The organism is Pseudemcibacter aquimaris (genome assembly GCF_028869115.1).
GTDB lineage: Bacteria > Pseudomonadota > Alphaproteobacteria > Sphingomonadales > Emcibacteraceae > Pseudemcibacter > Pseudemcibacter aquimaris.
This window is the reverse complement of the sequence record NZ_CP079800.1, coordinates 1,491,216-1,515,675: the sequence shown is the minus strand read 5'-3', so window position 1 is coordinate 1,515,675 and position 24,460 is coordinate 1,491,216. Positions and strand designations below refer to the sequence as shown.

The window sequence follows — 24,460 nt, the reverse complement described above, 5'->3', positions numbered from 1 at the left end:
ATTAAATCAAAAATCAAGGCGCCCTACCCGGCGCCTTTTTTATGTTCAATTTAAAAACATCGATCGATGCGAGCAATGCGCCACCGACAATTAGCAGGCATGACGTCATCAAGCCCCACGTGAACACTGCATGTCCGGTTACGGTTAATATGATGGTGCTTAACAGTGGTGCCGCATATGAAAAAACACCAAGTAACCTGATATTTCCGTGTTTGGTGCCATAATCCCACGCGTAAAATGCAGCGCCCACAGGCCCCACACCAAGCGCAGCAATGGCAAGCCATTGATAAACATCCGGCGAAACCCATGTTTCCAATATCACATGACATATTCCACCAAGAAGTGCTGTCCCAAGACAAAAAAACGCCACCATTTCCGTGCCGACTTTATTGATCGTGCGGTTTAAGATGGAATAAACAGACCAAATTAATGCACTAAAAAAGGCCATTAAATACCCAACCGCAAAATCAGATGAAAATAAAAACTCACCCTTTGATATAAGCAGATAGGCAGCACCGGAAAATGCAAGCATCGCGCCACCAAGATGATACCAGCGTAGCTTGTCTTTAAGCACCAACGGCGACAAAAGCACGATTAACAGCGGCCACAGATACGCAATCAAGCTAGCATCCGCAACCGGTGCTTTACCAAGTGCGGTAAAATAGAAAAAATGATAGCCAAAAAGCCCACCAATACTGATCAGCCATACTTTCATTGGATGGGATTTAATATCATCAAGTACCACGCCTTTTTTAATAAGAAAGCCTAGTCCAACCAAACCGCCAATCAGAAATGTTAAAAACAATAACTGAAACGCGGGAATTGCACCGGTAATTGATGTAAATAACGCGAGCACCGACCATAAAAAAATCGCGATACTGCCGATTAATGTTGCCTTTAATTGCATGAAATATCCTTAATCAAAATTATGATTAAGTATTTCATTGATTTGGCATTATATCTTTACCCAAATTCCGGACTTTTTAACGCAAGCTCTTGTTTTCGCCATGCACCGGGTGAAATACCATGGTGCTGTTTGAAAGCACGACTAAATGATCCTTGATCAGCAAAGCCCACCTCATCCGCAATATGCGCGAGTGACATCCCCTTTAACATTAATTGCTTTGCCGCAGAAAGTTTGCGTTCCGTTACATATTTTTGTGGCGATGTTCCAAGTGTACTTTGAAAAACATGATGAAGCTGTGATGATGAAAGACAGGCCACATCCGCGAGATCCTTATTTGAAATCTGGGTCGCATAATTCATTTCGATATAATGGAGAACTTTTTTTAAACGCTCTGGAATATGATCAATACCATTATCAATTTCACTGGATAATGATTGAATAAAAAGCGACTGCCATAATCGTAATAATTTATCAGATTTCGCAACATGTGAATTAAACCTGGCATAATTCGTAAGGCTTAATGATGCTTCCGATAATTTTAAAAATGGTTTATCAACCGCGATTTGCCAAAGACGCTCTATTTCAGGGTCAGCCTGATTTTCAATATCCAATACCAAAAACCGATTATCATCATCCGCACGAAAAGAATGACGCTCCCCCTGCACCACGATACCAATCTCACGGCCAGCGATAATGCCTTGCCTACCTTCGATATCGATTTCAAGCCCACCCGTAAACGGAATAACCACTTGATGAAAATCATCATGTGTGTGGGTTTCAATCGTATCTTGATACTCTCTTATCGCGCAGGTCATGCAAAATTGCCTTAATTACTTCTTCAAAAGGTTGATACGCCCTGTTCCGTCAACATTAATTTTAAATATGGAATAATCATCTATTATCTGATGATATAGTAACCCGCTATCATCCGGTAGCCAAGCAGAACCGCCTATTCCATTACCTTCGGCTAGTTGATAGCTTTTTTGTGTGTTCACGTCCATGATCCATAATGATCTATCTTCCTGCGACCCATCAAGTGGGTAACGTTCATAAACCAGTTTACTATCATCATTGGAAAATGACGGCACACCAACACCCCAGCCAGTCGTTGCAGGAACCATCACCACACTTTCACCGCTATTCACATCAATTCTGTTGATGGTGCGCATATCATTTGGTCCTGTATCATATACAAGATAGTTGCCATCGTGGCTCCATTTCGGGTGAAATTCATTTTCAACTGTTTCTGTAATCCGTGTCAGGTCAGTTCCATCGCGTCTTATCATCCAGATATCAGTACCTTCATCGGTATTCAATATGAATGAAATTTTTTGGCCATCCGGTGACCAATATGTGTGCATAACGCGGTCACTGCTTTTAAATATTGTTTCTTGTTTTCCCGTAATCACATCACCAATAACAATTTTTGAACCATCTGGCACGCGAGCCGCAAATGCCAAACCCTTTCCATCGGGCGAATATGCCGGATTACTTCCCTCAAAATCATGAAACTGATTTAAGTCATTGGTTTCAAAGTCAATTTTTCTAATCTCTCGTACGGTAAAATCCGCATTAATATAATAATAAGCTGCGCTTTTACCATCCGGGGAAACTTGAGGGTGGATATGGTAATCTGTTGCATATGAGATGCTGATTTGAATTGTAAGAACCGCAATCCAAATTAAAAATATGCTTATCAGTTTGGAAATGGTTTTCATTGCCATTGCCCCTAACAAATGAATTCATTACGATTATAGCATCATAATCAAATCTGTATCTTAAAAACTTGAACGTGTTATTAAAACAAAATAAAACAGTTTTGATTTAACAATAATTATAAGGACTTAAAAATGATCGGTTACACAATGGTTGGTGTCAGCAGCATTGAAAAATCAAGCCAGTTTTACGACACACTTTTTGCTGAAATTGGTGCAAAACGACAGGTGGAACTTGATGATTTCGTTCTTTGGACAACGGGACAAGGAAAACCATCATTTGCAATCGGTGTTCCCTATAATGGAAACCCTGCGACCGTTGGCAATGGCGTTATGTTTGCCTTTCCCGTTGCAGCACGTGATGATGTTCACCGCATTTATGATTTGATGCTTGAAAATGGTGCCACTTGTGATGGCGGCCCTGGTGAGCGCGGCGGTAAATTTTATATGGCGTATTTCCGTGATCCGGATGGTAATAAACTTGCCATTTATAAATATGAGGGCGAAAATAAAGAAGCCTACGAATTCTTTTAAATCGCAAGGGAATAAAGACATAAAATGGATTTTAACATTACAACTGTTACCGATATTTTTTTCCGCGTCGCGGCGGTCGGTCAGTTATTTATGTTTTTTACCATTTTGATTAGGCCAAATAGCTTTAGCCGATATAAGAACATATTATTATTGGGTCTTTGTATTGCATCCTATTTATTGTTATCCGCACCAATTGCCGATGAACAATATGGTTTTTTACGTAATATCTTACTGATCTTTACTGATTACATGGCATTTGCCTTTTGGCTCGTTATATATCCATTGTTTAATCAGTTTCCCGCTAAGAAAATAATGAAATATTTATTCGCGGGGATCTTTGCCGGAAACATTATTTTCTTTGGTTTTACCGATGGTGATGGTTTTTATCATGTGATGGTTCACTGGATATCGTTATTTCTATTATTCCACTGTATTTACATGGCAATCAGCGGATTAAACGATGATCTTATGGATCAACGCAGAAAGTTTAGGGTTTGGTTCACTGGCATCACATGCTTAATCTTTTCAATCATTGCTTATAGCGAAATATTTGACGACAGCATACGTCATACACCAGCCTTTAGTGCATTGATTTCAATTGGTTTCTTTATTCTTATTGCCTATATGGGGCGGATATTGATTTCCCCGTCCCTTTCGGACATTCTTATTGTTCCAGATAGTAATAAGAACCCAAATATAAATGACATCCCCAATAAATATAAGGCGCACTATAACGCGTTAAATAAATTTATGAGTGAAGGCGGTTACCGCCAAGAAAACCTAAGCATTAAAAATCTTTCTTACACATTATCTATACCAGAACACCAGCTTCGTTATTTAATTAACAGTTGCCTTGGATACCGCAATTTTTCCACATATTTAAATGAATACCGCATTAAAGAAGCTTGCGAACGCTTAAAAGATGAAAATGAAGCATCAACACAAATTCTTACTATTGCGATGGATTTGGGGTATGGCTCTGTCGGATCATTTAACCGTGCCTTCCGTAATGAAACCGGAAAATCCCCTAGAGAATTCAAAGCAAAAGAATAATCATCCACTGATTATTTTCAAAAATTCACATTGATTTTCAAAAATGGTGAATATTTTTTATTTCTGAAAAGACTAGAGCGCATGTTTTTCACAATCTGATCATTATTTTTAACAGATGGATGAAACATGAAACCAATTTTAATTTTAAAAAAACACCCCATTAAATCGATTAGTTTATTTATTGCATTGATTTTGATGTGGTTCTTATCACCATTTTATATGTATGCCGCATATAATGGGTTTTTACCGATGCCGCCGTCACTGCATTTCGAAATTCCCGAAAACGCACCCAAAATGGAAAAATTTTCAAATGAAATTACAGCCGAACTGGGGGAAAACTGGATAGATTTATTAGAAGAGCACCGCCAGTCGATCAATGCGCCTTCCCTATCCGCATCAATATTCCATAAAAATGAGGTCATATGGTCTGGTGCAACAGGATGGGCCGATGTAGAGGCAGAAATACCAGCAACACCGAATACCAAGTATAGGATCGGCAGCACCGCGAAAGCTATTACATCAGCAGGACTAGCAAGGCTTGTTGACGAAGGCATCATTCAATTGGACGCACCAATTTCAAAATATATGAAAAATTTACCAAATCCGGATTGGGAAAACATAACACCACGACAACTGGCTTCACACATGGCGGGGCTTCCTGGATATTCTGATAATGGTGATCTCATTGGACTTTATAAATCAACATCACTTTCAACAAGATACGAAGATGTGATTGAAGCACTCGAAATTTTTGATGGTTCAGATTTAATGTTCGAACCCGGCACAAATTTTCATTACACAACCTTTAGCACAGTTTTACTGAGCGCCGTTATGCAATCCGCAACAAATAAACCGTATCTTGATGTAATGAAAACTCAAGTTTTTTCAGAATTAGAAATGCATAATACAGAAGCAGAATATGCAATCTCATCAAAAAATAAAGCAAAATTTTACTGGAATAATGATGGTGCATCTAATCAAGTGACAGAATGGGGAGATGTGGATTTAAGCCATAGGCTTGCAGGTGGTGGCTTTTTATCAACATCAACAGATTTAGTAAGACTTGCTGGTGGCTTTATGAATGGTGACTTTATTCAGGAAAAAACGAGAAATACATTCTGGACACCACAAAAACTGCCAAACGGTGAAGTGAATAACGAAAAATATGCGCTCGGTTGGCGTGTTTATAATGCCGTTCATGATGACTTAAATGGAACAATCGGCATAAATCATGGCGGCATTTCAAGAGGCGCACAATCATGGCTCGTTATTTATCCAGAACACGACCTTGCCATAGCAGTAAATATTAATTCAAAAACTGATGAATTTTGGGATTTTAGAAAGATCGCAGAACAATTAGCCGCAGATGTCGTCAACCAATAATAATTTCAAAATAATCAAGGCGCTTAAAAAAGCGCCTTTTTATTGATTATGCAATTTGTGCAATACACCTTTTAATTCAGGATTATTTGCACAAATATCCAAATAGCTTAGTTTCGGTAACAAACAAAGTTTTACACATTTTTCTTTATTATTACTATATTTACAATCAGTTAGGTCATCGCATTCATCGTGAAATGCATCAATCGCTTCGTTAATTTTTCCATCATGAAGCAATTCAAGCGTATGCCCACCAATATCCTTCTTACGCATGACGTCCTCGAATTTGTTAGTTAATATATAAAATATCATAACAAATTACACCTGTCACGCGAATTTCTTTTAGCAATAACTATTTTAAATAATTATAATTTACTTAATTAGTTCTACAAATGACCTGCGCTACCTGTAGATTTTTACGTAAATCATCGCCCAAATCATCAAAATCAGACTGATTAAGCATGGATTTTGGTGGTGTTGATAACTGATTATTCAATGTAATATCATTCTGATCTAACAACTGATTAATCGTTCTGGGTAATGACGAGAATGAACGCCCTCTTCTGACCGACCCGGCGATGTGTACGCCCACAACGCTACCGTCACTATTTAAAATTGGTCCGCCACTAATCCCACCTAGGCTTTCATTGCTGTCGGGTACTCTTATTTTCTCTGCCCAGACAAGAACGGGTTCTTTACCACGGTTTATACCAGTTGTTTTAATGATGCGTCTTCCGATTAATTTTGAATATACATCACCCGGTTCACCACGTGGAAAGCCAAAATGAAATCCTTCCTGATCATATTCCGGGGTTTCATAATTCACAGGAAACGCCCCGTATCCACCATCGGTTCTTAAAATAGCAACATCGGCGCGGCGGTGTTCTGATAATGCTTCAACGTTAAGTGCTCTTCTATGCGGGCGCAATAACATTAATTGATCACAGCCATGGGTGACATGCTTCGCCGTTACCCAAAGTCCACGATTATCAATAGAAAAGGCTGTGCCGGTATATTGCGCACTCGGCCTTTTAACATCTTCTGCAATTTCAATGGTTGGATCAAATGCTGATGGCGGTTCAAGCTCACCTCGCCCTTCCGGGTTTATATCGGGCATTGGTGGTGCCGATGGACCACCCGCAGGTGGCGGCGCAACACGCGGTTTTTTATAATCAGGGTCTTTTGAAAATTCCCCGATAGCAACCACAATAAACAATATAAGAAACGATAAAAAACTTCTCATTCAATTACCCGAAATCATAGCCCCCAGGAATATGTTCCATCATCGCGGCATATGATGGTCTTTGTTTCATCATGTCATACCAACGACAAATATTTTCATATTCGCTAATATCCAGGCTCGTATATTCATGAACCATAACCATGCCAAAGGCCACACAATCCGCAATCGTAATGTTATCGCCACAGATAAATTCAGTACTACCAAGTTTTTCATCAATGAATGGTAATTGACCATCAAGAGTTTCTTTTGCTTTTGCGATACTGTCTTTATTAGGTTCTGCCTTATGAAATGCTTTTTTGACAATTTCCTGATAAAAATATGTCGTGATGGTGTGCCCGGCGTGATAGCCGATAAAATCAATCATTTCATCGATTTTGGCGGCAGCTAATGGATCATCTGAATATAATTTTTTACCCCCAATATTTGCCAGATAACGACAAATATTATTACTTTCAACAATAGCAGTACCATTATGTTCTATGGCTGGAACCTTACCAAATGGGTGAATTTTTAAATATTCCGGCGATTTCATTTCCCCAGTGGTAAAATCAATCATCTTATATTCATAATCAAGGCCGATCTCTTCTGCTGCCATCACGACCTTCACAACATTGAATGTTTTATTTCCATAAATTGTCAGCATGGTTTTTCCTTAAAATTTATCTGAAATTGCCGCAGCATTCAGTAGCGCAATTGAAATTTTACCAGCAAAAAGCAAAATCGCAGCGCCGATTTCATCACGTTCAATACGTCCTTTTAAATCATCAATTACAAGGTTTGCAAAAAAGAATGCTAGGATTTGCACAACAAGAATAACAACGCCCCATATTAATATATCCCAAAGACTGATACTACCCTTAAGACATTCTGCAAGCGGGATCGCAAGACCCAGTATGGCCGCAGCAAGGGAAATCGCCGCCGCTTTATTTCCTTCACGTACAAGTTCAAGTTCATGGTAAGGTGTTATTTTCTCATAAATATAAACACTAACCCCAAGCATAATCATCGTTAGACCGAAATGCGAAATAAAATACGGAAATCCAATTATTAATGTATCAATGACAGCTTCCATGTTTCCTCCTTGTTTTTAAAAGAGTTTACGTAAAAAACACACATAAGCAACCACTTATCGTGGTGAATAAATAATTTCATAAATGCACGTCTAATTCGTAAAGCTTACTTGCCCCGCTCAACATATACTGCTAGCTTCAAAATCAAAAAGGATCAATATGACCACAAAGGGGAAATTCAGCACGCCAACCGCCATGGCAATTGTTGTCGCCAATATGATTGGCACTGGCATATTCACAAGTCTTGGTTTCCAGCTCGCCGATATTAGATCAGGTTTTGTCATTATGTCGCTATGGGCGATCGGTGGCCTCATGTCGCTTTGTGGGGCGTTATGTTATGCGGAACTTGGCTCCCGCCTTCCTCGTTCCGGCGGTGAATATAATTTTTTAAGTGAAATTTATCATCCTGGTGCGGGATTTGTATCTGGCTGGATTTCCGTAACTGTTGGGTTTGCCGCACCAACGGCACTTGCGGCCATGACATTCGGCGAATATTTAAGTTCTGTTTTCCCGTCGTTAAATTCTTTATGGCTCGCTACCATTCTTATCATCAGCATGACCGCCGTTCATTCAACCACCCATAAAAACAGCGGCGGATTGCAGGATTTCTTCACAACTGGCAAAATCTTGCTGATCATCGTATTTTCGGTAACGGCCTTAATGTTCGTGGAAACGCCACAGAACGTTAGCTATATGCCAAAATCATCTGACTTATCACTATTTACCGGCGGCGCATTTGCAGTCAGTTTGATTTATGTCGGTTATGCTTATACCGGTTGGAATGCGGCAACATATCTGACCAGTGAAATTGAAAACCCAAATAAATCATTACCCAAAGTGCTTATCGTCGGGACTGGCATTGTGATGCTGTGTTATTTGCTGCTGAATTATGTGTTTTTGACTGTTGCACCGATGGATGCAATGGCAGGTGAACTTGAAATCGGTTTTATCGCGGCCAATCATGCCTTTGGGGATGTCGGTGGAACGGTAATGGGATTATCATTATCATTACTGCTTATTTCAACCGTAAGTGCCATGCTGGTCGCGGCACCAAGGGTACTTCAAATGCTTGGCGAAGATTATGACGCCGTTAAGTTTTTAGGAAAGAAAAACGGGCACGGCATTCCTGCAACGGCAATTTGGTTACAATCAATTTTGGCTCTTATATTTTTATGGAGCGCCACTTTCGAAACAATTCTACTCTTTTCCGGCGCTACAATGGCGATCAATTCATTATTTGTAATAATTGGTGTCTTTATTCTGCGAAAAAGAAATAATGATGATTATGACGGTTTTAAAATACCGCTCTATCCATTGCCACCTGTCATTTTTATCGCGATAACCGTGGTAACACTTTTTTATCTAACCATTCAAAACACAGAAGAAATTCTCTTTTCTGTGGGCATTATTACGGCTGGATTGTTGCTTTATAAATTGGCGAGTATTTTTCCAAAAAATAAATGGGCAAGCGTTAAAAAGCCACTCGCCCATTCATTTAGATATTATTTTGAACGTACTTCGCTAAGGAAGCTGTCTACTTCATTTCTTAGTACTTTGGTTTGTTCTGCAAAATCTTCTGATGCACCAAGTACAGTTTGTGCGGCCTCACCTGTTTCAGAGGCGGACTGACTCACATCATTGATGTTTCTGCCAACCTCATCTGCACCAGTTGCTGCCTGAATTGCATTTTGTGAAATTTCATTTGTTGCTGATGATTGTTCCTCAACGGATGATTCAATACTTAATGAAATATCATTAATTTGATTAATGATGCTTGTGATTTCGTTCACTGCTGTGACCGCCCCTTTGGTTGCATCCTGCATCTCGGTAATTTGCGTTCTAATTTCATCAGTCGCATTGCCTGTTTGGGTCGCTAATGATTTTACCTCATTTGCCACCACTGCGAACCCTTTACCCGCTTCACCGGCACGTGCAGATTCAATCGTTGCATTAAGCGCAAGCAAGTTGGTTTGTTCCGCGATATCATTAATAAGTTGCACCACTTCACCAATTCGTTCCGATGTTTCTGTCAACTTATTCACACGGGTTAATGCTGATTCAGCTGTTTTTACCGCATTATTAGCAATTCCGGTTGATTCAGAAACTTGCCTTGTAATTTCTGCGATGGATGCTGACATTTCTTCTGATGCGCTTGCCACTGCCTGCACATTTGCACCAGCCTGTCTTGTTGCGCTGCTCGCGGCCATCGATTTATCTTGTGTGTCATCCGCAACTTTCGTCATATTTTTAGAAATAACATTCAGATTTTCAGTTGAACCGGATAAGCTATCCAAAATGCCAACCACACGATCTTCAAAACTTTGTGCAAGCTCAAGACGGTTTTGATATTGGGCTTCTTGCGCTTGTCTTTCTTGTTCTTCTTTATCGCGCGCTTGTTGTTTTTCAAGCTCTTCTGCCTCTAATCTTCTTTTTTCTTTTTCTTCTGCCGCGCGACGTTCATTCTTTTCGGCCTCTTCTGTCATTCGAATATTTTCTAGTGCAGATTCTTTAAAATGATTAAGCGCATTGGCCATGTTGCCAATTTCATTTTTGAAATGCATATATGGAATATCCAGATCCAGTTCCCCTTTGGCCACTGCCTGCATCCGTTTTCTTAAATTTCTTAATGGCGAAACAATTGAGCTGGCAATAATTACTGAGAAAACAATTGAAATACCCACCAACACTATAAGCGCCACAACACCAAACCAAAATGATGTTGATGCATCTGCTGATGCAGAAGATGATTGTTCAATAAGGTCGGTTGAAATTTTATCTTCTACCACTTTGATTTTATTGATTTTTGCCGTCATTACGCTGAACCATTCGGTTGTGCCAGAAGCACCACTTCCTGAAAGGTCATCTGGTGACGATGTGGCGTATTCTCTTAATTCGTTGTGACGATCAAGTTCCTGACCAACCACTGTTTGTGCATAAAAATCCTTTACTTCTTGCGATGCAAATGAATTAAATGAAGTCATGAACGCATCTTGTTTGGCAATTAATGAAATTAGATTTGCCAGTGCCACATCATTGAACCTTCCGGCTGCATAACTGCCTGTTCCAGCTGCGCGCTCAAGTCCTGCTATTTCTTTAGCCTCAAGTAATGAGGTATAAACCACAATGCTATTTAACATTTCATAATCAGTAGTAAGCTGGGCGGCTTCTTTAATTACCGATAAGGCGCTATTGATCGTTCCTGTATAATAACGGGCCATTTCCGGGGTTGATGCGTTTAATTCCGACACATCATTTCGAACATCAGAAAGCTTATTCAGGTTCGCTTGAACATTATTTAACAATATTGATAAATTTTCATCGAACCGTTCCACTGGAAAATTTGCAGCCGCCGCTTTAAAGCCTTGAATAACCGTGTCAGTGCTGCCCTTTTGCGTATTTAGGTTAGTTGCGAATTGAGAGGCACCGGATGAACCGATATACCCTGCTGATGCACCACGTTCTTTTTGTAATTCATGAATGACACTACCGACATATGGTGTAAATTCAGCGAGTGTCGACAAATCTTCCATTTCTGTTTTAGTTGTACTTAACTGCATCAGCATTGCCGCAGCAAATGCAACTAATGAAATTAACAACACCCCCATTAAACTGTTAATTCTACTGCCGATTGTGAACCGATTTAGAAAATCTGTCATGTTGAATTACCTATCCCTATTACTTAAAAAAACAACCAAATAAAATCGTAAGAAGGTTATAAAATAGAAATATTAATCTTCTCTTAAATGATGCTGATTTTCGGCATAAAAAAAGGCCGCCTATAAAGGCAGCCTTAATTAATTCTTTTGTTGCTAATTTAAATATTAGCGAGAGTAGAATTCCACCACTAGGTTTGGTTCCATTTGAACCGGGTATGGAATTTCATCCAATGTCGGGATACGTAGGAAAGTCACTTTATGACCTTCTGATTGGATGTACTCAGGAACTTCGCGTTCTGTGCTCTCAAGTCCTTGGATCACTAGTTGACCTTGACGTGATTTTTCACGGATCTCGATCACATCGCCTTCTTTAACCATGTAACTTGGGATGTTTACTTTTTTACCGTTTACAAGAACGTGACCGTGGTTCACGAATTGACGTGCAGAGAAAATAGTCGGCACGAATTTTGAACGGTAAACAACAGCGTCAAGACGACACTCAAGAAGACCAACAAAGATTTGACCTGTATCACCACGACGGCGAACAGCTTCTTTATAGATACGCTTAAATTGTTTTTCTGTGATATCACCATAGTGACCTTTAAGCTTCTGTTTAGCCATTAGCTGGATACCATAGTCAGAAAGCTTGGCACGACGACCTTGGCCGTGTTGGCCAGGACGGTATTCGCGTGTGTTTACTGGTGATTTTGGACGACCCCAGATGTTTTCACCCATACGGCGGTCGATTTTATACTTAGCTTGTGTACGTTTTGTCATTTTTCTTCCAAATCGCTTGTTTAAATTAAAGTTTTCTCAGCGCCGTAAATCGCAATATGTGGCGAAATACGCAACCGGGACTCTCACCCGGTCATTCGAGATGCGCGGAATATAGCTATTCTGTTGGCTTTGTCAAACTTAATCGTCACTTTTACCGGACTTTTTGGCAAGTTCCGCTTTTTCGGCTTGCCAACCCGGGCCGCCGCCTGTGGCAAGGGCCTTAATAACACCGCGCATGGTGCTGACTTCTTCGTGGGTCATCTCTGATCGAGTGAAAATATTACGCAAGTTTCTGCGCATTAATGAACGTCGTTGATCAGAACGGAAATAGCCCGCCTCTTCCAGTTCATGTTCAATATGATCAAATAATTTTTGTAGCTCCCCTGCAGTCGCCGGTTTCGTATCAAGACTTGGCGTATAGCTATCCGGAATATCAGAACCCGTTTGAAACCATTCATACGACATTAACCCCACAGCCGTCGCCAGATTAATGGATGCAAAGCTCGGGTTTAATGGAACTGACACAATCGCGGTTGAAAGCGCGATATCATCATTTTTAAGCCCCGCTTTTTCAGGACCAAACAAAAGGCCAACCTTTTCACCAACATCAACAGCACTGCGCATTCGGGCGCAACATTCTTTTGGCGTCACGACTTCTTTAATCATGTCACGTGGACGTGCCGTTGTGGCGTAAACATAAGTCAGGTCAGCAATGGCTTCTGCCGTCGTGTCATAAACACGAGTTTTTTCCAAAACGATATCCGCACCCGCCGCTGGTGCAACTGCCGCTTCATTGGGCCAACCATCACGCGGCGCCACTAGTCGCAGATCAGTAAGCCCGAAATTATACATCGCGCGCACAGCCTTACCGATATTTTCACCAAGCTGCGGTACCACCAAAATGATCGCAGGGCCATTTTCCTGTAATTTCGAAGGCTTTTTATGATCTGTCCCGGCCATGGATTAATTCTTTTCCCATGTGGTGCCTTCCGGCCCATCAAGAAGTGTAATACCCTCAGCGGCCAATTCATCACGAATTTCATCGGCGCGTGCCCAATTTTTATTGGCTTTGGCGTCTGCGCGTTCCTGAATTAGCGCATCAATATCAAAGTCGACATCTTGTGCTGCAAACCAATCATCATTTTGAAGCAGGCCAAGGAGTGCTGCGGATGCTTTAAGCGCACCAGCATTACTTTCATCTTTTGCAAGCTGGTTTAATTCCATAATCGCTTTTGGCGTATTTAAATCATCACGCATCGCTTCAAGAACAGCTTCTGCTGGTTCTGTTGCCTTAACACCTTCAACAGCGCGGTACCAACGATCAAGCTGTTTCTTTGCCTGATTAATAGCGTCACGGCTAAAATCCGCGGGTTGTCTATAATGACTAGTCAGAAGCGCCATACGAACTGCTTCCCCTTTACCCGGGAATTCTTCCAAAAGTTCATGAACCGTGATGAAATTACCAAGTGATTTTGACATTTTTTCACCGTCAACGGTCAAATAACCATTATGCATCCAATAATTGGCAAGGTTTGCGCCGCCATGTGAACATTTGCTTTGGGCGATTTCATTTTCGTGATGTGGGAAGATCAAATCCTGACCGCCACCATGAATATCGATTGTTTCACCAAAGTTTTTATGGATCATCGCGGAACATTCCGTATGCCAACCCGGACGACCACGGCCCCATGGGCTTTCCCAGCCTGGCTGTTCGTCGGTGGACGGTTTCCAGAGAACGAAATCGGCCCCCTCGCGTTTATAATCCGCGACATTCACACGCGCACCTGCAATCAGGTCGTTTACATCTTTACCGGAAAGTTCGCCGTAATCGGCCATTGTCGATACTTCGAATAGCACATGACCGTCGACCTCGTAAGCATGACCCTTTTTAATCAGATCACTGATCAGGTCGATCATTTCCTGAATATATTCGGTTGCTTTTGGGCGGATATCCGGAAGAAAGGCATTTAACGCGCCCATGTCTTCTTCGTAAATACGAGTGTATTTTTCCGTAATAGTGGAAATTTCATCGCCGGTTTCAAGGCTCGCTTCAATGATTTTATCATCAATATCGGTGATATTGCGTGCATATGTCACATTCGGATAATCATGTTTAAGCAAGCGATAAAGCGTATCAAACACAACAACCGGGCGGGCATTTCCCACATGGGCATAATTATACACCGTCGGTCCACACACATACATTTTGACGTGGTTTGGATCGATTGGATTAAATTCTTCCTTAACATTGTTAAGGGTGTTGTATATTTTAAGCTTGTTCGCCATTTAAACGTGCCTTCACGCGTTCTGCCCCAATCAGCGGCAATAATGTTCCCATTTCCGGACCGTGGTTTTGTCCTGTAACCGCCTGACGTAAAGGCATAAATAACTGTTTACCTTTGGCGCCGGTTTCTTCTTTAACCGAAGTTGTCCATGCTTTCCATGTGGTCCCGTCCCAATCGCCAGATGGCAGTAATGCTGCCGCTTTAGCGATAAAATCAGCATCTTCGATCACTGGCGTAACCGGACCATTGATAATGGTAAGCCAATCACTTACATCACCAACTTTGGTGATATTCGCACGAGCCATATCCCAGATGTCTTTTGTGCATGTTTCCGGAAGGCGGTCTTTAACCACATCAAATTCCGTCACATGCAGAATTTTCGCGTTTAATAGCTCAAGGTCGCGTGGGTCAAATTTCGCAGTAGCGCGGCTGAATTTGGAAAATTCAAAACCGTCAATTAACGGCTGAATATCCGTAAATGGCTCAATCGCATCCGATGAACCAAGACGCGCGAGTAGCGAAACAATGCTCATGGCTTCTAGGCCGTCATCTTCACGGTATGATTTGATGGATGCGGAACCAAGGCGTTTTGATAGCCCCTCACCCTTTGCACCCGTTAATAGTGAAAAATGCGCCATTTCAGGTGCTTTTGCGCCTAAAGCTTCGAAAACTTGCGTTTGAACAGCACTGTTTGCACTGTGATCTTCACCGCGCATGATGTGCGTAATGCCGAAATCGATATCATCCACAACGGACGGCAGCGTATAAAGGTAAGTCCCATCACCACGCACAAGGATCGGATCGGATAGCGCGCCGATATCAAAATTTTGATGACCTTTAACGCAATCTTCCCATTCTACTCTGCCCGGCACATTTAATTTAAAGCGCCAGTGTGGAGTGCGCCCTTCGGCCTCGTACTTCTCAATTTCTTCTGCGGTCAGCTTCAGCGCCGCACGATCATAAAGTGGTGGTTTACCTTGACCTAGTTGAATTTTACGTTTTAATTCAAGCTCTTGTGCTGTCTCGTAACATGGATAAAGACGTCCGTCAGCCTTTAATTTCTCAACGGCGGCGTCATATCGGTCAAAACGTTCTGATTGTTTTGCTGTCTCATCCCAATCAAGACCAAGCCATTTAAGATCATCATAAATGCCGTCTTCATATTCTTTTGTTGAACGTTCAAGATCGGTATCATCGATACGCAGAAAGAACACGCCACCCATTTTACGAGCATAAAGCCAGTTTGCGATCGCAGTACGAACGTTTCCTACGTGAAGTTTCCCTGTTGGACTTGGGGCAAATCTTACTTTTACGGACATTATTAGTTTACCTTCTTATCTCTGTAGCCATTTGTAATCGGATATCTGCGATCACGGCCAAAATTCTTATCTGATATTTTTACACCTGGTGGTGACTGTCTGCGTTTATATTCCGCGATATAAAGGAGATGCTGAATACGTGCAACTGTTTCCTGATCGTGACCGCGTTTAACAATATCTTTCTTGGTCATTTCTTTTTCAATCAGGCATTCCAGAATATCGTCTAAAACCTCATATGGCGGAAGACTGTCTTCATCCTTTTGATCCGGACGAAGTTCTGCTGTTGGTGGTTTTTCAATAATATTTGTCGGCATAATCTGACCACGCGGACCTAAACCACCATTTGGATGATTTTCATTACGCCAATGACAAAGTTTGAATACATCAAGCTTATAGATATCTTTTAACGCATTATATCCGCCACACATATCACCATAAAGGGTTGCGTAACCCACTGACATTTCAGATTTATTTCCGGTTGTTAGCACCATTTTACCGTGTTTATTACTAATCCCCATCAGGATGATTGCTCTGATCCTTGATTGAAGATTTTCTTCGGTCAAATCTGCTTCTGTTCCTGCAAATGATGCTTCTAATGTCTTATCGAATGCTTCAACCGCATCATTAATCGGAATATTATCAATTGAGCACCCCATCATGCGTGCTGCATCCGATGCATCAATCAGGCTTTCTTCGGATGTATATTTACTCGGCATCATCACAAGATGCACACGGTCCGCGCCCAACGCATCAACCGCGACAATGGCACTTAACGCGCTATCCACACCGCCAGACATCCCGATAATCACACCCGGAAAACGGTTTTTATTCACATAATCACGCACACCAATCATCATCGCCTGATAAATATCGGTTAAACGATCGTTCTTTTCTGCAACATCCATCGGTGAACATGCCCACTTGCCATTTTCACCTTTAAACCAATTGGTTACAGTCGTTTCTTCAACAAATGATTGTTGTCGCATTACGATGTTACCTGCTGTGTCCATGATGAAAGCCTCACCATCAAACACCAGTTCATCCTGACCACCAACCTGATTGGTATATATCAGCGGTAAACCAGATTGTGTGACACGATCTTTACCATTTGTAAGGCGGTCACCCGCTTTCGGTAAGTCATATGGGGAACCATTGAGAGAAACCAAAATATCGCTATGTTTATTGGTAAGATATTCCGTGACCTCTTCCCACCACAGATCTTCGCAAGTGAGAACGCCAAGCTTTACACCCTTAAATTCAACCGGTTCCGGGCATGGGCCGCGTGAAAAGACGCGCTTTTCATCAAAGACACCATAATTGGGCAGATCACGTTTATGACGGATCGCCGCAATGGTGCCATTATCAAGCATGATAGATGAATTATAAAGCTTGCCACCCTCAACCCATAATGAACTGATCAGCATCGCAGGGCCACCATCTTTGGTGACCTGCGCAAGTTCGACCGTTTTATCCATCGCGTCGCGCTGGAATGCGGGTTTTAAAACCAAATCTTCCGGAGGATAGCCAATCAGGCAAAGTTCGCTATAAACAATTAAATCAACATCTGGGGTTTCCTCGCGCACCTTTAAGATGCGCGTGGCGTTACCGTCGATATCACCGACTGTTGGATTTATTGTCGCAATTGCGATCTTTAATGCACTGGTCATCTGGCATGGTCGCTCTTCTTAGCTTGCAGCTGCTGCTTTTTTAGCTTCTTTTGCACGCTCGTCACGTTCTTCCTTAAGCCCTTCCGCAATTAGGAAAGCAAGCTCAAGGCTTTGGCTCGCGTTAAGACGCGGGTCACAATGTGTGCGGTAACGATCGGCAAGTTTCTCATCTGTAATTGCCTCTGCACCACCGGTACATTCTGTTACGTCCTGACCTGTCATTTCAAAATGAACACCACCGGCATATGTACCCATGCTGCGGTGAATGCGGAAGAAACGACGAATTTCAGCAAGAACATTTTCAAACGGACGAGTTTTAAAGCCGTTTGACGCAGAAATCGTGTTACCGTGCATTGGATCAGATGACCAAACAACTGTTTTGCCTTCTTCTTCGATGCGTTTAATTACGGCTGGAAGCTTGTCTTCGATGATGTCTGCACCCATGCGGCAGATCAGCGTGATGCGCCCTGCTTCGTCTTCTGGATTGATTTCATCAATGATTTTAACAAGTTCATCAAGGTCGGTTGTTGGACCGACTTTAAGGCCGATTGGGTTCTGAATACCACGTAGGAATTCAACATGTGCTTCGCCAAGGATACGTGTACGGTCACCGATCCATAGCATGTGTCCTGATGTGTCGTACCAATCGCCTGTTGTACTATCAACACGGGTTAGTGCCTCTTCATAACGAAGAAGAAGTGCTTCATGTGATACGTAGAAATCAGTTGAGTTCAATGCTTTGCTGTTCGGGTTAATACCGCAAGCCTGCATAAATGCCATCGCTTCATCGATACGGTCAGCCATATCTTGGTATTTTTCTACGGCTTCACCGCCACCGACGAAATCAAGGTTCCATTGGTGTACTTTTTTCAAGTTCGCGTAACCACCTTGCGCAAAAGCACGAAGAAGGTTCAATGTTGATGATGCTTGCGCATATCCTTTGATCATACGTTCTGGATCAGGAACACGGGCCGCTTCATTAAAATCGATACCGTTAATAATATCACCACGGTAACTTGGAAGACTTTCATCACCCTTTGTTTCTGTGTCAGAACTACGTGGTTTCGCATATTGACCAGCCATGCGGCCCACTTTTACAATCGGGCAAGATGCCGCGAATGTAAGCGCAACAGACATTTGAAGAAGAACACGGAAAGTGTCACGAATCTTATCAGCGTGAAACTCCGCAAAACTTTCGGCACAGTCCCCACCCTGAAGAAGAAACGCATTACCGTTTGCCACTTCACCTAATTGTTTTTTAAGACGACGTGCTTCACCAGCAAATACAAGTGGTGGCAGATCGCGTAGTTCAGCTTCGACAGAAGCAAGCTTAGCTTCGTCTGGATAAGTTGGGACCTGGCGGATTGGCATTGATCTCCAGCTATCAGGTGTCCAGTTTTTAGTCATTTTTCAAATTCCGTTATAAATTTTGTGTAAATTATGCTTTCTATAAGGCTTTTTGCCCTGAAAATAAAGCATTACTTCATTAAAACAAATTCTTCTGCACTTGATGGGTGTACAGCGACGGTATCATCGAACTGTGCCTTGGTCGCGCCACACTTGATAGCAACGGCAATTCCCTGAATAATTTCCGCGCTATCCGGGCCAATCATATGGGCGCCGACGACCTTATCGGTCTTGCCATCCACCAGCATTTTAATCAGTGATCTTTCATCACGACCGGCAAGCGTAAATTTCATGGATTTATATTCGCTGCGGAATACTTTTAAGTCATCACCATATTTTTCTCGTGCGTCTTCCTCTGATAGTCCCACGGTGCCAATTGGCGGTTGAGAGAATATCGCCGTTGGAATATGGTCATAATTAACCGTGGTTGGTGTATCATTAAACTGCGTTGCTGCAAGGGCTGCGCCCTCTTTAATCGCAATTGGTGTTAACTGCATTCCGCCGATCACATCACCTACCGCAAAAATATTATCAACATTTGAACGGTAATATTCATCAACGATAATTTCGCCGTTTGGCTTCATTTTAACGCCTAGCTCTTCAAGGCCAATGTTTTTCGTGTTTGCCTGACGGCCGGTTGCATACATCACGAGATCAGTGGCCATTTCGTTACCATCAGTAAGCTTAAGGATATATTGATCACCATCTTTTTTGATTTCAGTGACATTGGTATTGATACGGACATCAACACCTTTTTTCACCATTTCATCACGCAGTTTGCTACGGACTTCAAGATCAAAACCGCGAAGGATTTCTTCACCACGGTATAAAAGCGACGTTTCAACACCCAAACCATTGAAAATACCGGCAAATTCCACGGCGATATAGCCACCGCCAACAACAGTAATTCGTTTCGGCAGTTCCGGTAGATCAAATGCCTCATTGGATGAAATGGCATGTTCAATTCCCGGAATATCCGGGAATGATGGCCATGCCCCCGTTGCGATTAGAATTTTATCAGCTGTCACTGTGCGTGAACCATTTTCATCGGTTAATTCGACCGTATGCGCATCTAGTAACTTACCACGGGCCTTAATGATTTCAACATCATGGTTATCAAGGTTCTTACCGTATAATCCCTCAAGCCTTGTAATTTCGTCTTCTTTATTGGAAACAAGCTTTTGCCAATCAAGCTTTGGGCGTTCTGCGGACCAGCCGAAACCTTCTGCGTCTTTAAACGCGCTCGAATATTCTGATGCATAAACATATAATTTCTTTGGTACGCAACCACGTATTACGCATGTTCCGCCAACACGGTAATCTTCACAAAGACCAACTTTTGCGCCATATGTGGCCGCCATTCTGCTTGAACGAACACCACCGGAACCGGCCCCAATCACAAAGAAATCATAATCATACATTTCATTAATCCTATTTATAAATTCAATAGAATTTAATTGGGGGCTTAAGGTGATAAAGTCAAGGTGAGAAAATAATTAAATAATACTATTATTCTGTCGTAAATTTTTTAAGCCATTCGTATGCCTCTTCCCGACTATCAAATAATTTGGTGGGATATGGGTTTTTCTGAATTTTCATGAAAAAATTAGCCAGAATTCGTGTGATCTTTTTCTCTGTAATAATCGCAAGGGCAGATGTTGCATCCGCGACCCATGGTGTGCTGCCGATCCTTGATACATCACCATCAATATTATGGGCGACTTCCCCCGTTAACATCACAGGCCACCTGCCCAGATCGCTTATTTCTTTTTGTTTTTGCACGCAATAGACAATATGCGCCGCAGTAATGGGGATGGTTCCGAAATCTGCATGAACAATACCTTGTTCATCCACATTGATTGATGGCATTTCGTCCGGCTGTTCGTATCCTTCAAGCATCCCCAAGCTCCCTCAAGCAGTTACGAATAACGTTATAGTTATTTTAGAGTAAAATCTATCATTTTTTACTGTTCATTTGTACAAAGAAATTATAGTGTGTCAGCCATATTTTATGAATTTTAGTTAAAGGAATAATAATGACCGACAACAGCAGTAACATTTACGGTGATTTAAGCAAAAGAGATTTTCTTCAAACAATTGGTATGCTGGGTGGTTCTGCGGCCATGTTCGCGGCAATGGGCGCGTTTGATAAATCAATTGCATCGGATAAAACCGAACCACCGAAAATGGCAACTGATGGAAATGGCAAAAAGATTGTTGTTCTTGGTGCTGGTCTTGCTGGTATGGTTCTTGGGCTTGAATTAAGCAAAAAAGGATATGATGTAGAAATCCTTGAGGCACGATCATTTGCCGGTGGTCGCTGTCAATCAGCCCGTAAAGGATCGGTTATTCAAGAAATCGGCGGTGAAAAGCAAGTCTGTGATTTCGATAACAATCAATATATCAACCACGGCCCATGGCGTATTGCCCAAGAACATCATTCAACCCTTTATTACTGTAATACGTTGAATGTTGAACTGCAGCCAATGATCAATGAAAGCGCGCAAACATTCATTTATTCCGAAAAGGCTGAAGGGCCACTTAAAGGAAAACGCATCAGACATCGCCATGCTGAGGTCGACCGTCACGGTAATATTTATGAATTGCTGGCGAAATGTGCGTCTGATGGATCACTTGATGATAAAATGACAGCGGAAGACCGCGATAATTTAATTGAACATTTAAAAACAACCGGACTTTTAGACCGCAGAGATTTAAATTACATCACAGGTCGCGCACGCGGGTTTGAAGATTATCCCGGCGCAGGTATGCATTTCGGCACATTTTCTGAACCATATAATTTTTCTGATCTTTTAAAAGTGCGCGTTGGCGCCCGTTGGGACACGGCCGACCATCCAGCCGTTATGTTCCAAGCTGTCGGCGGCATGGATCGTATTGCCCATGCAATGTTCGACGCCCTTCCGAAAGGTATGGTGAAATTTAATAAAGAAGTCACCAAAATCGAACAAACCGATGACGGCGCACAAGTTTCATATTTTGATACCAACACAGGCAAAGAAGAAACAGCAAGCGGCGATTACTGTATCACGACAATTCCATTTGGCGTACTTAACCAGATTGAAAATGATTTTGCAGCAGAAACAATTGACGCGATTAAAAGCCCGCGCAGCGCCCCTGCTTATAAAATTGGCTTACAATTTGATCGTCGTTTCTGGGAAAAAGATGAAATGATTTATGGTGGCGTGACACAGACCGATATTCCGGGTAACCGTGTCATTTCTTACCCATCCAGTGATTTGCATAGCTCACTTGGTGGCGTGCTTCTTGGTGATTATGAATTTGGTGCACCTGCCGTGGCAAATAGTAACCTTTCGATTGCAGAACGCATTGAACTTGCTGTGGCAAGTGGTGAAAAGGTTCATCCGGGTTTATACCGCAAACATTTCAATGGCAAAGCAATGTCCATTGCATGGCATAGAGAGAAATACTCGCTTGGTGGTTGGGTTGGTTGGTCCGCCCGTGCACGCCGTAATAAGCTTCCGATCCTGTTAAAAGGTGAGCGTCGCGTGCTATTTTCCGGTAACGGCATCACACCAATTCTTGATGGTTGGATGGCTGGTGCAATCGAAGGCGCATGGCTGACGATGGAAGATATCGACAAGCGTATTGCCCAAAGTTAATTCCATAAAAAAATCATGCGCCTGAGATACAGCCTTGAGCATGGTTCATGGGATGCGAAGCATACCGGAACCAATTTATAAAAAGCAGGCGCGTGGCTGACCATGGAAGACATCGATAAAAGAATGGCGCAAAGCTAAACACTAGGCTTGCATATTTTTTTATAGCCCCTAATATACGTTTTCTTTAAAATATAGGGGCACAAAATGACTGAAAATAATAACAGTTTTACAAAACGGGACTTTCTTACACGAATTGGTATGATGGCGGGAACATCAGCCATGATGTCAACTATGGCCGCATGGGACCGCGCCATGGCATCAACCATGACAGAGCCACCAAAAATGACAACCGACGGGAACGGTAAAAAAGTACTCGTTCTTGGTGCTGGTATTTCCGGTCTGGTCTGCGCGCTTGAGCTAACTAAAAAAGGATATGACGTTCAAATCCTAGAGGCAAAAGACCACGTTGGCGGCAGATGTATGTCAGCACGCAAAGGTACAGTGATCGAAGATGTTGGCGGTGAAAGACAGGTTTGTGATTTTGACAACAATCAATATTTGAACGTTGGCCCATGGCGTATTGCGCCAGAACATCATTCAACAATTTACTATTGTAAAAAACTTGGTATCGAGCTTGAGCCATTCGTGAACAAGGCATTTTCAGCATATTACTACCAAAGTAAAGGCGAAGGCCCACTTGTAGGCAAATCACTACGCCAAAATGATGTTGATACTGACCGTACTGGATATGTGGCCGAACTGCTTGCGAAATGTGTGAATGACGGTTTCCTTGATGAACGCGTTACTAAAGAAGATCAAGAACGCATACTTGAATATCTTAAGGCGACAGGATTAATTGACCGCCGTGAACTTAATTACCGTGCTAACTTGGCGCGTGGTTATGAAAATTCACCGTCCGTTGGTACCGATTTGGGTAAGCTTGCTGATCCTTATGAATTATCAGATCTGCTTAAATTTAAAATGGGCACACGTCATATCGACCGTGACCATCCGGCGATGATGTTCCAACCGAAAGGTGGCATGGATCAAATTCCATTTGCCATGGCCGATGCATTGCCAAAAGGCATTATCAGACTTAATTCAGAAATTACAGAAATCAAGCAATCTGATAGCAGCGTTTCTGTGACATATAAAGATACGAAATCAGGACGAGAAGAAACGGTAACAGCAGATTACGCAATTTCATGTTTAATGTTCCCGACGCTCAACAAAATCAAAACCGATTTCCGTGAAGATGTTGTTGCGGGCTTACGTGCGCCAACATCCGCACCAATTGTTAAAAACGGTCTTCAGTTCTCTCAACGATTTTGGGAAAATGAAGAACAAATTTACGGTGGTATCACCGCCAACGATTTTGAAGAAAGTGGCGAAATTAGTTACCCGTCCGATGAACTGTTCAGTAATTCAACAGGTGTGCTTCTGACATCATACGCGCGGCGTGGCGGCGCGATTAAATTGGGCAATAAATCCATTAAAGACCGCTTTGAAACCAGTCTTGAAATTGGTGAAAAAATTCACCCAGGTTATTTCCGTAAATATTATAACGGCAAAGGCGTTTCAATGGCATGGCATAAACAGAAATATGCCCTCGCCGCTTGGGTCGTGTGGTCAAAACGTAATATCACAAGAAGATTCCCTGCACTAATAGAAGGCGAAAAACGTGTTCTATTCAGTGGTAATGGCATGGTGCCTATGCACCGCGGTTGGATCTTCGCGGCGATTGAATCAGCATGGCATTCAATTGATGATCTTGATAAACGAGTAAGCAAAGGATAAAATCCAAAA

The 24,460-nt window shown here is 42.1% G+C and carries 21 protein-coding genes and 1 pseudogene; 6 read left to right on the top strand and 16 right to left on the bottom strand.

From position 1 onward, the window contains the following. Window positions 1-13 precede the first annotated feature (13 nt). Genes yddG through KW060_RS07270 form a run of 3 tightly spaced genes read right to left on the bottom strand, consistent with a single transcriptional unit; the run spans window position 14 to window position 2,625 of the window. Entirely contained in the window at window positions 14-907 is an 894-nt protein-coding gene (yddG, locus tag KW060_RS07280; protein WP_249034150.1) for an aromatic amino acid exporter YddG, read from the bottom strand. 56 nt (window positions 908-963) lie between these two features. After that, entirely contained in the window at window positions 964-1,722 is a 759-nt protein-coding gene (locus tag KW060_RS07275) for an AraC family transcriptional regulator (RefSeq protein WP_249034149.1), read from the bottom strand. 15 nt (window positions 1,723-1,737) lie between these two features. Beyond that, entirely contained in the window at window positions 1,738-2,625 is an 888-nt protein-coding gene (locus KW060_RS07270) for a TolB-like translocation protein (RefSeq protein WP_249034148.1), read from the bottom strand. 132 nt (window positions 2,626-2,757) lie between these two features. On the opposite strand from KW060_RS07270, the gene KW060_RS07265 reads away from it, so the two are divergent. The 3 genes from KW060_RS07265 (at window position 2,758) to KW060_RS07255 (ending at window position 5,592) form a co-directional block, all read left to right on the top strand. Next, entirely contained in the window at window positions 2,758-3,156 is a 399-nt protein-coding gene (locus KW060_RS07265; protein WP_249034147.1) for a VOC family protein, read from the top strand. A gap of 24 nt (window positions 3,157-3,180) precedes the next feature. Further along, a complete protein-coding gene (locus tag KW060_RS07260; RefSeq protein ID WP_249034146.1) occupies window positions 3,181-4,209 on the top strand; it encodes a helix-turn-helix domain-containing protein in 1,029 nt (342 codons plus the stop codon). A 126-nt stretch (window positions 4,210-4,335) separates the two neighbouring features. Further along, window positions 4,336-5,592 carry a serine hydrolase domain-containing protein gene (locus tag KW060_RS07255; RefSeq protein WP_249034145.1) on the top strand — a complete coding sequence of 419 codons (1,257 nt, stop codon included), beginning with the start codon at window positions 4,336-4,338 and terminating at the stop codon, window positions 5,590-5,592. 39 nt (window positions 5,593-5,631) lie between these two features. On the opposite strand, the gene KW060_RS07250 is transcribed toward KW060_RS07255, so the two are convergent. The 4 genes from KW060_RS07250 to KW060_RS07235 all read right to left on the bottom strand — a co-directional run bounded on the left by KW060_RS07250 (window position 5,632) and on the right by KW060_RS07235 (window position 7,904). Then, window positions 5,632-5,862 (bottom strand): hypothetical protein, encoded by a 231-nt coding sequence (locus tag KW060_RS07250; protein WP_249034144.1) that lies wholly within the window; start codon window positions 5,860-5,862, stop codon window positions 5,632-5,634. Between the two features lie 103 nt (window positions 5,863-5,965). Then, complete coding sequence (locus tag KW060_RS07245; protein WP_249034143.1) at window positions 5,966-6,832, bottom strand: S1 family peptidase; 867 nt, start codon at window positions 6,830-6,832, stop codon at window positions 5,966-5,968. Window positions 6,833-6,836: 4 nt separating this feature from the next. Further along, a complete protein-coding gene (locus KW060_RS07240) occupies window positions 6,837-7,475 on the bottom strand; it encodes a glutathione S-transferase family protein (protein ID WP_249034142.1) in 639 nt (212 codons plus the stop codon). A gap of 9 nt (window positions 7,476-7,484) precedes the next feature. Next, window positions 7,485-7,904, bottom strand: a complete 420-nt coding sequence (locus KW060_RS07235) for a DUF350 domain-containing protein (RefSeq protein WP_249034141.1) — start codon at window positions 7,902-7,904, stop codon at window positions 7,485-7,487. A 157-nt stretch (window positions 7,905-8,061) separates the two neighbouring features. On the opposite strand from KW060_RS07235, the gene KW060_RS07230 reads away from it, so the two are divergent. Next, complete coding sequence (locus KW060_RS07230) at window positions 8,062-9,531, top strand: APC family permease (protein ID WP_249034140.1); 1,470 nt, start codon at window positions 8,062-8,064, stop codon at window positions 9,529-9,531. Between the two features lie 44 nt (window positions 9,532-9,575). Here KW060_RS07230 and KW060_RS07225 read toward each other — a convergent pair. The 9 genes and pseudogenes from KW060_RS07225 to KW060_RS07185 all read right to left on the bottom strand — a co-directional run. Next, window positions 9,576-11,432, bottom strand: a pseudogene (locus KW060_RS07225) (nitrate- and nitrite sensing domain-containing protein); the annotation flags it as partial. A gap of 291 nt (window positions 11,433-11,723) precedes the next feature. Continuing rightward, on the bottom strand, window positions 11,724-12,335 hold the full coding sequence (gene rpsD, locus KW060_RS07220; RefSeq protein ID WP_249034139.1) for a 30S ribosomal protein S4: 612 nt from the start codon (window positions 12,333-12,335) through the stop codon (window positions 11,724-11,726). 138 nt (window positions 12,336-12,473) lie between these two features. Next, on the bottom strand, window positions 12,474-13,295 hold the full coding sequence (locus tag KW060_RS07215; protein WP_249034138.1) for an RNA methyltransferase: 822 nt from the start codon (window positions 13,293-13,295) through the stop codon (window positions 12,474-12,476). Between the two features lie 3 nt (window positions 13,296-13,298). Beyond that, window positions 13,299-14,621 carry a cysteine--tRNA ligase gene (gene cysS / locus KW060_RS07210; protein WP_249034137.1) on the bottom strand — a complete coding sequence of 441 codons (1,323 nt, stop codon included), beginning with the start codon at window positions 14,619-14,621 and terminating at the stop codon, window positions 13,299-13,301. Then, window positions 14,605-15,939, bottom strand: a complete 1,335-nt coding sequence (gene gltX / locus KW060_RS07205; RefSeq protein ID WP_249034136.1) for a glutamate--tRNA ligase — start codon at window positions 15,937-15,939, stop codon at window positions 14,605-14,607. Before gltX ends, cysS begins: the two co-directional genes overlap by 17 nt. A gap of 2 nt (window positions 15,940-15,941) precedes the next feature. Beyond that, complete coding sequence (locus KW060_RS07200) at window positions 15,942-17,606, bottom strand: NAD+ synthase (RefSeq protein ID WP_249034135.1); 1,665 nt, start codon at window positions 17,604-17,606, stop codon at window positions 15,942-15,944. Between the two features lie 18 nt (window positions 17,607-17,624). Beyond that, window positions 17,625-19,013, bottom strand: coding sequence for a class II 3-deoxy-7-phosphoheptulonate synthase (locus KW060_RS07195; RefSeq protein WP_249034134.1), 1,389 nt, complete (start codon window positions 19,011-19,013; stop codon window positions 17,625-17,627). A 71-nt stretch (window positions 19,014-19,084) separates the two neighbouring features. After that, window positions 19,085-20,434 carry a glutathione-disulfide reductase gene (gene gor, locus KW060_RS07190; RefSeq protein ID WP_249034133.1) on the bottom strand — a complete coding sequence of 450 codons (1,350 nt, stop codon included), beginning with the start codon at window positions 20,432-20,434 and terminating at the stop codon, window positions 19,085-19,087. Window positions 20,435-20,522: 88 nt separating this feature from the next. Then, window positions 20,523-20,912, bottom strand: a complete 390-nt coding sequence (locus KW060_RS07185) for a DUF7793 family protein (RefSeq protein WP_249034132.1) — start codon at window positions 20,910-20,912, stop codon at window positions 20,523-20,525. Window positions 20,913-21,049: 137 nt separating this feature from the next. Here KW060_RS07185 and KW060_RS07180 point away from each other — a divergent pair, with 137 nt between their 5' ends. Both KW060_RS07180 and KW060_RS07175 read left to right on the top strand, forming a co-directional pair. Next, window positions 21,050-22,654, top strand: a complete 1,605-nt coding sequence (locus tag KW060_RS07180; protein WP_249034131.1) for a flavin monoamine oxidase family protein — start codon at window positions 21,050-21,052, stop codon at window positions 22,652-22,654. Between the two features lie 204 nt (window positions 22,655-22,858). Next, window positions 22,859-24,451, top strand: coding sequence for a flavin monoamine oxidase family protein (locus tag KW060_RS07175; RefSeq protein WP_249034130.1), 1,593 nt, complete (start codon window positions 22,859-22,861; stop codon window positions 24,449-24,451). Window positions 24,452-24,460 lie beyond the last annotated feature (9 nt).